The organism is Salinivibrio kushneri (genome assembly GCF_027286325.1).
GTDB lineage: Bacteria > Pseudomonadota > Gammaproteobacteria > Enterobacterales > Vibrionaceae > Salinivibrio > Salinivibrio kushneri_A.
In genome coordinates this window covers 1,226,262-1,240,843 of the sequence record NZ_CP114588.1, presented here as the reverse complement: position 1 = coordinate 1,240,843, position 14,582 = coordinate 1,226,262, and the positions used below count along the sequence as shown (strand labels likewise).

Genomic DNA, 14,582 nt, shown 5'->3' with positions numbered 1-14,582 from the left:
ATTAAAGGAGTCATCATGATTCAGCAAGGACAACCTTTACCTAGCGCGACGCTCAGTGAACTCACCGCTGAAGGAATGCAGACCCACGACATTCCTGCCCTTTTTGCCAACAAGAAGGTAGTACTATTCGCTGTTCCTGGCGCGTTCACCCCGACCTGTTCCGAGTCGCACTTACCGGGTTTTGTGGTGAAAGCGGATGAGATTAAAGGAAAAGGCGTCGATATGATTGCTTGCGTCTCCGTCAACGATGCCTTTGTGATGCAGGCATGGGGCGAAGCACAAAACGCCAATCAGATTCATATGCTGGCCGACGGTGATGGCAGCTTTACCCAAGCGCTAGGCCTGGAAATGGACTCAGGGAAGTTTGGGGGTATTCGCTCGCAGCGCTATGCGATGGTGATTGACAACGGCATCGTCACGCATTTGAACGTTGAAGCGCCAAAAAGCTTTGACGTCTCCAGTGCCGAGGCGATTCTCGCCCTGCTGTAGCAGTTAAGTAGCGGTGGCGTTTTCTCGCCACCGCTTCGCTATTCACACTGACTTTTCAGTGACTTTACGACGAAGCACATACTTTTGCACTTTGCCTGTCGATGTTTTCGGGAGCGCAGTAAAGATCACCTTTTTCGGCGCCTTGAAGTGCGCCATCTGCTCTCGGCAAAAAGCAATAATGTCAGCTTCGGTCACGGCGGATGCTTCGGTCGTTTTAACAAACGCACAGGGGACCTCACCCCATTTTTCATCGGGCATCGCAATCACCGCCACTTCTTCAATATCAGGGTGACGGTACAGGACATCTTCCACTTCGATACTGGAAATGTTCTCCCCGCCACTAATGATAATGTCTTTGAGTCTGTCCTTGATTTCGATGTAATTATCGGCATGCCATACCGCTAAGTCGCCAGTGCGAAACCAGCCGTTACTCATGGCGTCTTCCGTCGCGCTTGGATTCTTTAGGTAGCCTTTCATCACAATATTACCGCGAACAAAAATCTCACCCAGCGTGCCACCATCTTTTGCCACTGGTTTAAACGTCACCGGATCGGCAACCATCAGTCCACCTTGCATCGGGGCCCGTACACCTTGGCGTGCTTTCATGCGTGCTTTTTCTTGTTGCGAGAGTTGATCCCAGTGATGTTGCCAGTCACACACCACACAAGGGCCGTAAGTTTCAGTGAGGCCATAAACGTGGGTCACTTCAATCCCCATCGCTTCCATCCCTTCAATCACAGAAGCCGGTGGTGCCGCCCCTGCGGTCATCGCTTTAACCGTATGATGAATCTCAGCTTTTAGCGCCGGATCCGCGTTATTCATCATGTTCAGCACAATCGGCGCACCACAAAAATGGGTCACTTTGTGAGTTTTTATCGCATCAAAGATAGGCTCTGCCCTGACATGCCGTAGACTAACACTCACCCCCGCTGTTGCGGCCACCGTCCATGGAAAACACCAACCATTACAGTGGAACATGGGTAGCGTCCAAAGATAAACAGGATGCGCATCCATATTCCAAGACAACACATTACTCACCGCGTTCAGATAGGCGCCGCGATGGTGATACACTACCCCTTTGGGGTTGCCGGTTGTGCCTGAGGTGTAATTAAGTGAAATGGCCTGCCATTCATCGTCTGGCAATGCGTACTGATAATCACCATCGCCTTGAGCTAAAAAGGTTTCGTACGTAGTCTCACTGATACATTCGCCATGTGGATAGAGCGGATCATCAATCGCAATCACCAGTGGACGGTGTTTGATCATTTTTAACGCCCGTTTTGCGACGGCTGTCATCTCTTTGTCGACGATAAAGACTTTGCTTTCTGCATGTTCAAGGATAAACGCGACGGTTTCCGCTTCCAGCCGGGTATTAATGGTATTGAGTACGCCACCTGTCATCGGCACGCTAAAATGCAACTCAAACACTTCGGGCAGATTGGGGGCCATCACCGATACCGTATCACCTAGCCCGATGCCGGCTTGACGTAATGCCGAAGCAAATTGACGGCATCGCTGATCCACTTGCTGCCAACTCCAGCATAGATGACCATGAACGCTAGCCGGATAATCTGGATAGACGCTAGCAGCTCGCTCGAGGAAAGAAAGTGGACTCAATGTTTGATAGTTGGCTGGACTTTTGTCCAAGCCAAGCTCATAGATGTTACTGGCTGACATAACGCGCTCCTTGCTGACTTTGTCTAGATAACTAGATCAACCTAGCATGTCATCAAGCTTGCGCTATTCAACTTAAGTCGATATGGCGGCGATAACGCAAAAAAGGCCCAGCAATGCTGAGCCTCGGTAATAAATGATGCGTGAAGTTAGAAGTGTAATGACGCTCCGAGAACGACTTTGCGCTCTTCGCCCAACGTGGTTTTATTTTGTACACCACCAGCGAGATAGCTTTCGTTGAAGAGGTTTTCAACATTCACACTCAGTTTCAAGTCCGTTTGTTCACCGGCTTTGATGGTATGGCCCACACCTGCATTCACGGTGGTGTAACCTGGCTTATGATAGGTATTTTTCATATCGCCATAACGATCACCGACATAACGCGCACCTACGTTCACATAGGTTTGGTTATCGACATCATAGCGAGACCAAATGCTGGCGCCCCACTCTGGCGTATCGGCAGGCTGTTTGCCATCGTTCGCAGGATTGAACGGGTCTTCGGTGCGTGCATCTAAATACGTCGCTGAGCTATGCACTGACCAACTATCCGTCACTTGACCGGCAAGGCTGACCTCAACCCCTTTATGCGTTTGTTTACCTAATTGTGTGGTGCGTGAAGTGAGACTGCCTTGTCCGGTGATTGCCTCTTTGACCACTTTATTTTCCTGTTCAATTTGGAACAAGGCGGCACTGAATAACGCTTGGTCGTTCAATAACGATTGTTTATAGCCAAACTCGTAAAGCTTACCTTTCACCGGCTTTAGCGCCATGCCGTCATTAATATCGGTATCACTATCAACCGGATTTTTCGGCTCAAAGCTCTCAGAATAAGTCACGTACAGCGTTTTTTCCGGTGACGGATGATACATTACCGCGGCTTTAGGCAACACGTTATAATACGTATCCGTCTCGTTATCCTCGCGATCGTAGCGAAGCCCTGCAAGCAGCTGCCATTGTGGATTCAATGTCATTAAGTCTTGCGCATAAAAGCCAATGGAATCAGTAGGCTCAGGATCACGCGCAGTTGCTGTGCCATAATGAATATCCGGCTCCGGATACGCACCACCAATCACGGCGGTTTGGTTTTTCTTCATTACACGCTGACCGACATAGTCATTACGCAGCGCATTGGCGCCAATCAGCACGTGGTGATCGATATTCCCGAACTGAAATGCACCGGTGACATCAATATAAGCCGTATCCAGTACCCAATTGTCGTGACGGTCCATGGCAAAGTATTTGAACGATTGGGTATTCGCGTCGTACGTTTCGCGCTGTCCGAATCCTTCATGGTAATGACGTTTGTAGTCTTGGCGATTGTAGCCTGATTTGACTTTCCAATCCGGCGTTAATTGGCTGACAATATCGACTCCGTAGTTCTCGACATCAATGTCCATGAACGACCAAGGCGCTTCCCAGATAAATTGGCTACCCAGTTGCGGTTTACCATTGATGATGTTGGCGCCGTTATCGCTATTACTGTCATCAATCACGCGATCATAATGAAGAGAAAGCTGGGTATCGGGCGTGATGTCGTAATCTAGCATCAAGCCTGCAATTTGGCGGTCGAGCTCAGGTTCACTGCCATCTAAATAGCGACGTGATGATCCCTCGCTTTGTTTCGATAGCACCATCCGGCCACGTAAGGTGCCGCTCTCGTTGAGAGAGCCCGACGCATCAGCGACGGTGTGTTGATAATCGTTAGTACCGACTTTCTGGCTGATTGACGCTTGGAACGCAGCTGTTGGTCGTTTGGTGACCATATTCACCAGACCGCCCGGTGCGGACTTGCCATAGAGCAAACCTGCTGGCCCTTTTAACACCTCAACGCGTTCCATCAGCTCAACAGGATGTCGATAATAAGACCATTGCTGCTGGCCATTACGCAGGTAGCCTGTTCCGGTATCAAGTTCAAAACCACGGAGCATGAAAATCTCACGATTGCGGTCCGTACCCCCTACACCAATGCTGGCGTCATTTACCAACACATCTCCTAATGTTGTCGCGTTTTGCTCTTGAATCAGCGTTTGATCCATCACAGCCACTTGGCCCGCTGTTTCTAGTTGGCTGACATCCATTCGCATCGCCGTTTCATTGCTATTAGCCTTAAAACGTGCCTGATGGCCTTCAACCACATAGACTTCATCAACGGGTTCTGTCGGGTTGGTTGCGGCTGTACTGTTAAGGGGTGACAGCGCGACAGCCACAAAAACGGCAAGGGGGTGTTTCTTCAACATGAGACTTCCTGTAGCTAACGATTATTTGAACGCATTGGAACATAAACAATAACCAGTCTCATTTCTATTTGTTTTCACCCATACGCAACTGTTTGCGCTTTTTTTCGTCAGCATTGTATAAATTATGTTACAAAGCTGTGAGGTTTCATCAACTTACTGATGATCGACCGTTTGATATCTTCGGCCTATACCTTGTAGCCAGAGAGCGAGATCTTGCGTGGCTATGACCCAAGTTTGATCATGACAAAAAGGCTGGCATTCCACCGCTTGGACGTGCCATATCGCATTCGCGATCACCAAACTAACGCGATGCTCGGGATCGTTCATCACATCAAATACCGATACGGCACCTGATTGCGCCTGCAAATAGGTTTCGAGTTGCTGCGACGAGGCAAACGATAAGCGAGACGTGCCCAAGGCTTTACTCAATCCGGCTAAATTAACGGTGGCTTTGCCCGGTAATACCACCAAGAAAAACTGTTTCCCTTTTCTGTCTTTCAACAGCAAGTTCTTAGTCGGGTTTGCATCAGTATGCAAACCGAGCGCGTCTGCTTGTTCACACGTATAGACAGGCTGATGGCGGTATATATTTACTGAAATACCGTGCGCTTTGAGGCTTTGAAGCAGCGCAGCCTGTTGACCTGAAAGTGGTGGCGTCCCTGTCATGATCTTCCCTATTTTAGCTAGTTCGTCTCCATCCGAGCCTTATAGGCACAGACCCGTTAGATTTATAGTACGCCCAGAGAGACCGGATTCACTATTAGGCTTTCTTATGTGACTTAAGAATAATTAAATACACTTATTTAGAATAAAAATGTAACTTTATCGCAACGTTAATCACAAGGAGAGAAACATGGTACTCAAGGTGAGTTTTCACTCGGGTCGTCAAGTGACCTATCATCGACATGCTAAAAAGCTACACAGTCATTTAGCGACGACCAAACTGCCCACACGCTGGACCAAGCACCCTCTACCCTCTGTGCGTAGCACGCGATAACGCATTACTCCGACGTGGATTGCGGCTGGGGCTGCGAGGTAACTGACTGAAAGTACTTTGCACGGAGCGCTTGTAACTCACCACGTTGAGCCGCACTGTCCAAATATTCGTCAATCTGCGCCACTAAGTCATTCGCTTGTGGCGCATAACGGCTGATCTGAGCATGAAATGCTTTAGGATTAGGTAGAGAGATATAGGCAAGATCGCGTGAAAATTGATAAAGCCCCAAGCGAATGCCACCCAATACAGGCTGTATTTCGCTGGCAAGAAAGCGGCACCGTCCCGCTTCCAACATCCGCAAGGCTTGCTGCAAGGTATTGGCTTCAAACCTCGGCTTAGGGTTATCGCCAAAGCCGGCATAGTTGTAGCCATTCACACCACACACAGAGTCCGATACGGGCAATCTTGGCCGCACATTAGCCGCTGGATCACCGATATATAGATATCCGAGAGAGATAGAATACAAGGGCGTTGTCAGTCGACTGTACTGCGCTCGCTCAGGTTTATAACTCGCATCCCAAGTAAGGTCACAACGGCCAGACTCTCTTGCCAGCTCATGCTGCACGCGCGCCCAAGGCATAAATACAAGTTGATAAGTAATGTCGTTACTCTCTAGTGCGGAAAGCACTAAATCGGTCGCATAACCCGTTAAGGTGTCCGCTTTTTGCTGCCTCGTTTCTCCCTGCCAATAGGTGTAAGGTGGCCAAGGACTCCCGTCACCCACACAAACATTGAGCGGATCTGAGGTTGCCGACCAAACTTGAAAAGAAAGCATGGTCAGCCAAACGATCGTTAGCCTTCGTACCCAGTTGGTCATTAAGTCGCATTTCACGTTGGTTACTTCGCAATCAGTATAACCGAATGTTTTGTTGTGTCAGCGCAGTAAAGCGTCCATGTTTGCGATACGTCATACCCTCAACCATCAAACCAATACACGCCCCTCTATTTATTGACGAGCACATCTTGATGTGGTTTGAAAATGACACTGTCACGCAACTGTTGTATGAGTGCAATGGCAGCCCCCGATAAATCACCGTGACGCTGATGCAACGTAATTTCAGTATTGGGGAGTTTCGGTAATCCTTCCTCTTCGCCAAGTGCCCTAAGCCCTTCCCCCATCATCGATGGCGTCAACACCGTAATCGCCAGCCCTGCACGAACCGCTGACGAAAGCCCTGACAAACTTGCGCTTGAATACGCAATGCGATGGGTAATACCGGCTGATGTTAAGGCCGCCAGTGCACGCTCTCGAAAAATACACACCCCTTGCTTAGACAGCGCCAAAGGTAGAGGTTGGCGCTGATGCGTATCGTGCCCCACACCCGTGACCCACGTCATCGGCTCGGCGCGCAATACTTCACCACCCGGGCTGTTAGGCTGACGTGTCGTTATCGCGATATCTAGCGCACCGGCTTTTACTTCTTGTACCAGTTCGACACTCAAACCACAGCTCACCTCAAGCTCTACCCCTGGATAACGAGCCTCAAACATAGAGAGTGCCTCAGGAAGATAGATTAAGTAGTCATCGGGGATCCCTAAACGAACGACGCCGTCTAGCCGTTGGTCGGTCATCTCTTGCCAAGCGAGCGCATTTTGCCTGAGTAGCTGTCTGGCATGGGCCAATAACCGCTCACCTGCAGGAGTAGGCAGTACAGCAGTCTGCCCTCGTTGCAGCAGCGGTTTTTCAAATAGCGCCTCAAGCCGTTTCATATGTGCACTCACGGTAGATTGCGCAAGGTATAAGCTCTCTCCTGCTCGGGTAAAGCTGCCCTTTTCTACCACGGTAACAAAGGTTTTAAGAACCACGAGATCGAGCTCTCGCACGGTGCTTGACTCATGCATCATGATTTGTGATGACCTTATTATAAAAATTCGTTTTCATGATTGTAGCGTTTTCGCCAAAGTACACCAACACATTCACTGAACACAGAGATAAGGAGAGACGCGATGAATCAGAAGAAATCGCCTCAATATCAGTCATCTCGAGATTCGTTTCCCGCACTGTATATGCCTGCGATGCCACCAATGGCTTGGATTAACGGTCGCTCGAAAAAAAGAACACGTTAACCCGACAATTTATCACTCACAGGCAAATAAACTCATTATGCGTCACGAACAATCATCAATAAGCGCGGGCATTAACCCGCCGGTATTTTATCCTGCCGCCGCTTTAATCGCGGCTTTTGTTATTTTTACCATTAGCATGCCAGATACCGCCGGCGCGCTGTTTGGTAGCGCGCAAGCTTGGATCATCGACACCTTTGGCTGGTTTTACTTACTCGCGATGGGGCTATACCTTGGCCTGGCCTTGATTTTTGCACTGAGCCGCTATGGCCAATTTAAGCTGGGCCCGGATCACAGTGAGCCCGAGTTCAGCTACCACTCATGGTTTGCGATGCTTTTTTCTGCTGGCATGGGAATCGGGTTGATTTTCTATGGGGTTGCCGAGCCAGTATTTCACTATGCGACGCCAGTGGTTGGCGAGGGTAATACCGCAGAAGCGGCTAAAGCTGCAATGCGCATGACCTTTTTCCATTGGGGATTACACGCATGGGGCGTTTATGCCATTGTCGCTCTTGCCCTCGCCTATTTTAGTTTTCGCCATCGTTTACCCCTGCGCATTAGCTCGGCGCTTTATCCTCTAATTGGCAAACGTATTCATGGCCCTATTGGTTATACCGTCGACGTATTTGCAGTTTTTGGCACCATGTTTGGTATTGCTACCTCTTTGGGCTTGGGCGTGATGCAAATAAACGCGGGCTTAAACTATTTATTTGATATTCCAACCACAACCAGTGTGCAATTAGTGTTGATTGCTTGTGTGACAGGACTCGCCACCATCTCAGTCGTGCTAGGACTCGATGGCGGCATCCGTCGGCTATCTGATTTAAACCTCTGGCTAGCGGTTGCCTTGTTACTTTTTGTCGTGGCGGTGGGGCCTACCCTCTTTATTTTCGAAACGTTGGGGCAAAATATTGGCACCTATTTGTCATCAATGGTTGATATGACATTTAATGCTTACGCCTACACGGGTGATGAGAGTACAGATGGCTTCTTAGGGGGTTGGACACTCTTTTACTGGGCGTGGTTTATCGCTTGGTCACCGTTTGTAGGGATGTTTATCGCAAGGATATCTCGCGGTCGGACAATTCGCGAATTCATTCTAGGTGTTATTTTTGTCCCTGTCGGTGTCACCTTTATTTGGCTAACTGTGTTTGGCGATACCGCGCTACACGGTATTCTTACCAACACTATGCCAAACTTGGTAGACCAAGTGTTTGCCAACAGTTCAACATCGTTATTCCATTTTTTGGATAACTTCCCGTTGGCGGGGGTATCCTCCGTGATTGCAACCTTATTAGTGATCACCTTTTTTGTCACCTCATCCGATTCGGGTTCGTTGGTGATTGATACCTTAACGTCCAAGGACAATGGCGAGTCGCCGGTAAAATTGCGTATATTCTGGGCACTCGCTGAAGGTTTAGTTGCCTCAGCGTTAGTCGTGGCTGGCGGTAGCAATGTGTTATCTGCACTGCAAGCGGCCTCTCTGACTTCGGCACTGCCTTTTGCAGTCATTTTACTCGCCGTTGGCTTTGGTTTGCTTAAAGCCTTAAAAATGGAGGCGCTCAAACGTGATAGCCTTCAGCATCTGGCGACGATACCGGGCAATGTGACACGCCATAGCCCACATTACGCAGAAAACTGGCAAAATCGTCTACAAACCTTGGTTGCTTCACCTGAGTGGCAGGAAATTGCGGTGATGTTGGATAAAACCATTGAGCCCGCGATGCGTGCGGTCGCTGAAGAGCTTGAGAAACAGGCGCTGGATGTCAGTATCAACCGCGAACACGATCGCTGCTATCTGCGAGTTCACCACGGTAATGACCCTGATTTTATTTACGGAGTACGAGCCCGTGCCTACGCGAGCCACACATTTAACCTGAAAACCTTAGCGGATAATGAGACATTGGATACGCCACATCATTATCGCGCAGAGGTATTCTTGCGAGAAGGTGGACAACAATACAATATTGCGGGCTATAACCAAGCGCAAGTGATTGAAGATATGCTGGATCACTACGAAAAGCATCTGCACTTTCTGCACGTGATCAATAGCTAAATCTTATTTTGTCGACTCACTAGCGCCGCCTTTGGGCGGCGCTTCATCCTTGTCGAGCGTTTACGGCGCTCACACCTTGCCAATCTTCCAACTCTTGTTCGGGGTGCTCGGCTCTAAATTGCTGATACAACGCAATGCCCTGCGGATCTTCCAGCACATCAACCGTCACCCCTTTCTCTTGCAGCATCGTCTCGTTACCGCTCGCACTGGTGACATCCCCCACCACCACGCGAGAGAAACCGCGCATGGTGATCAATGTCGCACACACATCGCATGGGCTTAAACTGGTAAACAAGGTTGTTTGGCTAAAATCAATTCGCCCGGCATCACGTATTGCGGCCGTTTCACCGTGGTTGTAGGGGTGATTCTCTTGCACCAAGGTGTTGTGTCCTTTACCCACAATTTGGCGGGTCTCATTGTCAATAATCACCGCGCCGATGGGGCATCCTCCTTCTTCAGCGCTTTTTTGGGCTAGCAGCACCGCAATGCGCATCAAGTCCGCATCAGTTAGTTTTTGGCTGAAGCTGTTATCCACCAGCACCGGCAAACTGCGCGTTGGCATATGTGCCATGGCACGCAGCGCCGCTTCGCTCACCGTACTGTTTGCATTTAATAGCATCCGCTCTCTCCTTATTCCATCTGACAGATAACGTTAAGCTGCGTCATACCACAAGATCATCAATTTACTCCCAATTAATGAACCAAACAGTGATAAGGTTTGTATTGGTCAATTCGATATTTGTTATTGGTTTAATCGACCTTTTGCGCCTTCGTCTGTACTTGTTAGCCAAGGGTGGTGATAGCAACTCTGTTCAGGGATTTTTATGATAAAACGTTTGATTATTATGTTAGTCGCATGTGGTCTCCTTTTTGGGGGAATTTTTGCTTACAAAGCGGTAGGCAACCATTTTATGAACCAATTCTTTGACAACATGCCTGCCCCTACGGTCACCGTGACGGCCACCACAGTCTCAACCCACCCTTGGCGAGAACAACAAACCACCATTGGTAGCTTTGCGGCCATTAATGACACCCAGCTAACCACCGAGGCAAGCGGCATCGTCAACAATATCTTGTTCGACAATGCGACATCGGTGAAAAAGGGACAATTACTGGTCACCTTGGATGCCAGTGTTGATGAAGCAGAGCTTCGTCGGCTCGAGTCCGTCGCAGAGCTTGCTCAACTTGAGTTGAGACGCTATCAACGGCTGTTTAAAGACAAAAATGTCTCTGAATCTGAGCTAAAGCGCAAAGAAAGTGAAGCCAAGCAAGCGATCGCCGCCGTCGACAGCCAAAAAGCGCGCATCGAGCAAAAGGCATTAACCGCGCCTTTCGACGGCATCATTGGCATCCGAGAAGTCAGTCTTGGCCAACTCATTGCGCCGGGGACAGCCGTTGCGACACTCACGTCAGTGACTCCCATCCACCTCAACTTTACCTTACCCGAGCAGCAGCTCAGCACGCTGAGAAATGGCCAAACCGTTTCTGCCACGATTAGCGCACAGCCCGACGAGGTCTTTACCGGCACAGTGACTGCGATTTCGCCGGTTGTCACGCCCTCGAGTCGCAGTGTCGACATTCAAGCTACCTTTGACAACCCAGATACCATTTTACGGTCAGGCATGTTCGCACGCGTGAGTCTTGATCAAGGTGAAGAAACGCAAAATGTCTTGCTGGCACCACAAAGCGCGATTCAATTTAACCCGTATGGCAACGCGGTATTCGTGATCCAAGAGCAAGACGATGCATTGACGGTCCAACAGCGCTTTGTGCAAACGGGCGCGCGCCGCGGTGACATGATTGTGATTAAAGACGGCCTTCAACCCGGTGACCGTATCGTTACCTCCGGCCTCCTCAAGCTCCGTAATGGCAGCAACATCAAGATCAGTGACAACGAACGAGTTCAGCCAAGCGAAGATCTTGATCCCAACGTTGTGAATCAATAGGAGCGATTCGATGCGATTTACCGACGTCTTTATCAAGAAACCCGTTTTGGCCTCCGTAGTGAGCCTATTCATTATCTTGCTCGGCTTACGCGCTATCACGGACATGAATGTACGCCAATTCCCCGAGATCAAAAATGCGGTGGTGAGTGTCTCTACCACTTATATCGGTGCAGATGCTGATTTGATTCAAGGGTTTATCACCACGCCGCTAGAGCGTGAAATTGCTGCCTCCGAAGGGATTGATTACTTAGTCTCGACTTCAACCGCCGGTGTGAGCACCATTGAGGCCTACTTGCGTCTCGATTACGATCCGAATGAAGCACTCACGCAAATTGCTGCACAGGTGAATAAGGTGCGCTCTGAGCTACCAGATGATGCCCGTGAGCCCGTCGTTACCCTGCAGGTGGGGGAAACCGTCGCGGCAATGTACCTCGCCTTCTACTCTGACGTCCTCACTGACAATCAAATTACCGATTACTTGGTCCGGGTGGTCGAGCCACAACTGTCGACGATTCCCGGTGTCCAGCGTGCTGATGTGTTGGGTGCCAGTAGCTTTGCGATGCGGATCTGGCTCGACTCGGTCAAAATGGCCGCTTACGATCTCACAGGCACGGATGTGATTGCCGCCCTGCGCAGCAATAATGTGCTTGCTACGCTGGGGCGCACCAAAGGCCAAGACGTGGCGATTGATTTGAACGCTGCCACTGACATTCATGACGTTAAGCAATTTGAAGATTTGGTGATCAGCAGTGATGGCCAATCTGTTGTGCGTTTGAGTGATGTGGCAACCGTTGAGCTCGGCGCCGAAAGTTACCAAACGTCGGTGAACTTTAATGGGCTTGATGCCACCTTTATCGGCATCGAAGTCTCGCCAGATGCCAACGCGCTGGATGTGATTGAGGCGGTGAATCAGGTGTGGGATGCCGACATTACCACCCAATTGCCTCAAGGGCTATCGGCGTATATCGCCTATGACTCAACCGAGTATATTGATAACGCCATTGATGAAGTGGTGATATCGATTATTCTCGCCTTAGCCATCGTGGTGTTTGTCATCTATGGCTTTTTGGGGTCGTTACGCTCAGTGATTATTCCTGCGGTCGCGATCCCCGTATCGCTCATCGGCACCTTCTTTTTAATGTGGCTGCTAGGGTTTTCCATCAACCTACTGACACTGCTTGCCATGGTGCTTGCAATCGGTGTGGTGGTCGATGATGCGATTATCATGCTTGAAAACGTGCACCGCCATATCGAAGAAGGCAAAAGCCGAACACAAGCCGCGCTTGAGGGCGCGCGCGAACTGGCGTGGCCGATTATCACCATGTCGACCACCTTGGTCGCAGTATTCCTGCCCATCGGCTTTGTTGGTGGCTTAACCGGGGTACTGTTTGTTGAATTTGCCTTTACCCTCGCCGCGTCGGTGATCTTATCCGGAGTGGTGGCGCTTACGCTCTCGCCCATGATGTGTGCCTATGTGCTCAAGCCCTATCAGGCGGATAAAGCGACCCAAGAGCGCTCCCTTGAGCACTGGCTGGATAAGCAGTTTGACCGATTGCATCATCGCTACCAACGCACACTCCATAGCTTGTTGAATACCAATGCGGTGATCCTTACGTTTGGCGCGATTGTTTTAGTGTCTTGCTATTTCTTGTTTATCACCAGTCCCTCTGAGCTTGAGCCCGCTGAAGACCAAGGGTTTGTGTTCTCCATCCTCGAAGCCGACAGCCAAACCACGCTGGATGCGTTGTCTGCCAGTACTGACGAATTAAACCGACTGATTGACGATGTACCAGAAATCGACAACGTCTTTATTATCAATGGCTCTGGCGGCACCAATAACGCAATCGCGGGTATTGTACTTGCGCCATGGGATGAGCGAGAGCGCAGTACCCAAGCGATCTTGGAAAACGAAATCCAACCCTTTATGGACAGCCAACCAAGCTTAAGTAGCTTTGCCTTGGTGCCCCCTTCACTGCCGTCTCCGGGAGGCGGGACGCCGGTTGAATTTATTATCGGTTCGACACAACCCTTTGAAGCGATTAATGAAGTGGCGAACAATATCGTGGGCAAAGCGATGCAAACGGGGCGCTTTATCTTTGTCGATACCGATCTGAGCATTGACCGCCCCAAACAAACGGTCAACATCGACCGTGAAAAGGCGGCTTTGATGGGCGTGAGCATGCAACAGCTTGCCGCGGATATGGGCTCATTGTTATCTGGGGCTGATGCGGGACGCTTTTCACTGGAAAACCGCTCTTACCGAGTGATCCCCCAAGTGGCGCGTAATGAACGTCTCACGCCAGAACAATTGCGCCAGTTTTATACCCGCAACCAAGACGGTGAATTGGTTCAGCTATCAACGTTAGTGACCTTAGAGGAAAGTGTGCAGCCCCAAGCATTGCGCGGTTTTCAGCAGCTGAATGCGGTGAAAATTTCCGGTGTGCCTCGCCCTGGCGTGCCTTTGGGGGAAGCGCTGGGTGTACTCGAAGAGATTGCAGCGACAGAATTGCCAGCAGGCTTTAGTGTCGATTATGCCGGACAGTCACGCCAGTTTATGAGCGAAGGCCAGCAACTGGTCGTGACCTTCTTCTTTGCTTTGATTGTGATTTTCTTGATCTTAGCGGCGCAGTTTGAGTCGTTTAAAAACGCGATCATTATTTTGGTCACCGTGCCAATGAGTGTCTGTGGCGCGCTGATATTTATCAGCCTCGGATTTACCACCTTGAACATATACACCCAAGTCGGCTTGCTTACCCTCGTTGGCCTGATTGCTAAACACGGGATACTGATCGTCGAGTTCGCCAATCAGCTCCAACAAGAAGGACGAACCAAACGTGAGGCGATTGAAGAAGCGACCGCCATCCGTTTGCGCCCGATCTTGATGACCACGGCAGCGACGGTGCTCGCCATGATCCCGCTCTTAATTGCCTCAGGAGCCGGCGCAGGCGCCCGTTTTGCGATGGGATTAGTGATTGCCAGTGGGATGACATTGGGCACCTTGTTCACCCTGTTCGTGGTGCCTGCCATGTATCTGTTCTTAGCCAAAACCATCACGCCGGCATCCACCGAGTTATCGCCAGCGCACACGCACCATAGTGATTAATCGAAAAATCGTACCT

General features: G+C 50.0%; 10 protein-coding genes. 4 read left to right on the top strand and 6 right to left on the bottom strand.

From position 1 onward, the window contains the following. Window positions 1-15 precede the first annotated feature (15 nt). Window positions 16-489 (top strand): peroxiredoxin, encoded by a 474-nt coding sequence (locus N8M53_RS05900; protein WP_269579829.1) that lies wholly within the window; start codon window positions 16-18, stop codon window positions 487-489. A 42-nt stretch (window positions 490-531) separates the two neighbouring features. Here N8M53_RS05900 and N8M53_RS05895 read toward each other — a convergent pair whose 3' ends face one another. The 5 genes from N8M53_RS05895 to N8M53_RS05875 form a co-directional block, all read right to left on the bottom strand. Beyond that, window positions 532-2,166 carry an acyl-CoA synthetase gene (locus tag N8M53_RS05895; protein ID WP_269579828.1) on the bottom strand — a complete coding sequence of 545 codons (1,635 nt, stop codon included), beginning with the start codon at window positions 2,164-2,166 and terminating at the stop codon, window positions 532-534. A gap of 146 nt (window positions 2,167-2,312) precedes the next feature. Next, complete coding sequence (locus N8M53_RS05890; RefSeq protein ID WP_269579827.1) at window positions 2,313-4,400, bottom strand: TonB-dependent siderophore receptor; 2,088 nt, start codon at window positions 4,398-4,400, stop codon at window positions 2,313-2,315. A gap of 153 nt (window positions 4,401-4,553) precedes the next feature. After that, window positions 4,554-5,066 carry a YbaK/EbsC family protein gene (locus tag N8M53_RS05885; protein ID WP_269579826.1) on the bottom strand — a complete coding sequence of 171 codons (513 nt, stop codon included), beginning with the start codon at window positions 5,064-5,066 and terminating at the stop codon, window positions 4,554-4,556. Between the two features lie 335 nt (window positions 5,067-5,401). Beyond that, complete coding sequence (locus N8M53_RS05880) at window positions 5,402-6,214, bottom strand: substrate-binding periplasmic protein (RefSeq protein WP_269579825.1); 813 nt, start codon at window positions 6,212-6,214, stop codon at window positions 5,402-5,404. 125 nt (window positions 6,215-6,339) lie between these two features. Further along, complete coding sequence (locus tag N8M53_RS05875) at window positions 6,340-7,242, bottom strand: LysR substrate-binding domain-containing protein (RefSeq protein WP_269579824.1); 903 nt, start codon at window positions 7,240-7,242, stop codon at window positions 6,340-6,342. Window positions 7,243-7,501: 259 nt separating this feature from the next. On the opposite strand from N8M53_RS05875, the gene N8M53_RS05870 reads away from it, so the two are divergent. Further along, a complete protein-coding gene (locus N8M53_RS05870; protein WP_269579823.1) occupies window positions 7,502-9,517 on the top strand; it encodes a BCCT family transporter in 2,016 nt (671 codons plus the stop codon). Between the two features lie 43 nt (window positions 9,518-9,560). Here the strand turns inward: N8M53_RS05870 and N8M53_RS05865 are convergent, their stop codons facing one another. After that, the gene (locus tag N8M53_RS05865) at window positions 9,561-10,136 is read right to left on the bottom strand and encodes a nucleoside deaminase (RefSeq protein WP_269579822.1); all 576 of its coding nucleotides are present in this window, start codon (window positions 10,134-10,136) and stop codon (window positions 9,561-9,563) included. Window positions 10,137-10,341: 205 nt separating this feature from the next. Between N8M53_RS05865 and N8M53_RS05860 the strand changes: the two genes are divergently transcribed. Together N8M53_RS05860 and N8M53_RS05855 are read left to right on the top strand one after the other, a co-directional pair. Beyond that, a complete protein-coding gene (locus N8M53_RS05860; protein ID WP_269579821.1) occupies window positions 10,342-11,463 on the top strand; it encodes an efflux RND transporter periplasmic adaptor subunit in 1,122 nt (373 codons plus the stop codon). Between the two features lie 10 nt (window positions 11,464-11,473). Continuing rightward, the gene (locus tag N8M53_RS05855) at window positions 11,474-14,566 is read left to right on the top strand and encodes an efflux RND transporter permease subunit (protein WP_077673915.1); all 3,093 of its coding nucleotides are present in this window, start codon (window positions 11,474-11,476) and stop codon (window positions 14,564-14,566) included. Window positions 14,567-14,582 lie beyond the last annotated feature (16 nt).

What these genes read in the sequence shown, in the direction of transcription:
- N8M53_RS05900 (WP_269579829.1), top strand. Translation starts at nt 16, where the DNA reads ATGATTCAGCAAGGACAACCTTTACCTAGCGCGACGCTCAGTGAACTC.
- N8M53_RS05895 (WP_269579828.1), bottom strand. Translation starts at nt 2,166, where the DNA reads ATGTCAGCCAGTAACATCTATGAGCTTGGCTTGGACAAAAGTCCAGCC.
- N8M53_RS05890 (WP_269579827.1), bottom strand. Translation starts at nt 4,400, where the DNA reads ATGTTGAAGAAACACCCCCTTGCCGTTTTTGTGGCTGTCGCGCTGTCA.
- N8M53_RS05885 (WP_269579826.1), bottom strand. Translation starts at nt 5,066, where the DNA reads ATGACAGGGACGCCACCACTTTCAGGTCAACAGGCTGCGCTGCTTCAA.
- N8M53_RS05880 (WP_269579825.1), bottom strand. Translation starts at nt 6,214, where the DNA reads ATGACCAACTGGGTACGAAGGCTAACGATCGTTTGGCTGACCATGCTT.
- N8M53_RS05875 (WP_269579824.1), bottom strand. Translation starts at nt 7,242, where the DNA reads ATGATGCATGAGTCAAGCACCGTGCGAGAGCTCGATCTCGTGGTTCTT.
- N8M53_RS05870 (WP_269579823.1), top strand. Translation starts at nt 7,502, where the DNA reads ATGCGTCACGAACAATCATCAATAAGCGCGGGCATTAACCCGCCGGTA.
- N8M53_RS05865 (WP_269579822.1), bottom strand. Translation starts at nt 10,136, where the DNA reads ATGCTATTAAATGCAAACAGTACGGTGAGCGAAGCGGCGCTGCGTGCC.
- N8M53_RS05860 (WP_269579821.1), top strand. Translation starts at nt 10,342, where the DNA reads ATGATAAAACGTTTGATTATTATGTTAGTCGCATGTGGTCTCCTTTTT.
- N8M53_RS05855 (WP_077673915.1), top strand. Translation starts at nt 11,474, where the DNA reads ATGCGATTTACCGACGTCTTTATCAAGAAACCCGTTTTGGCCTCCGTA.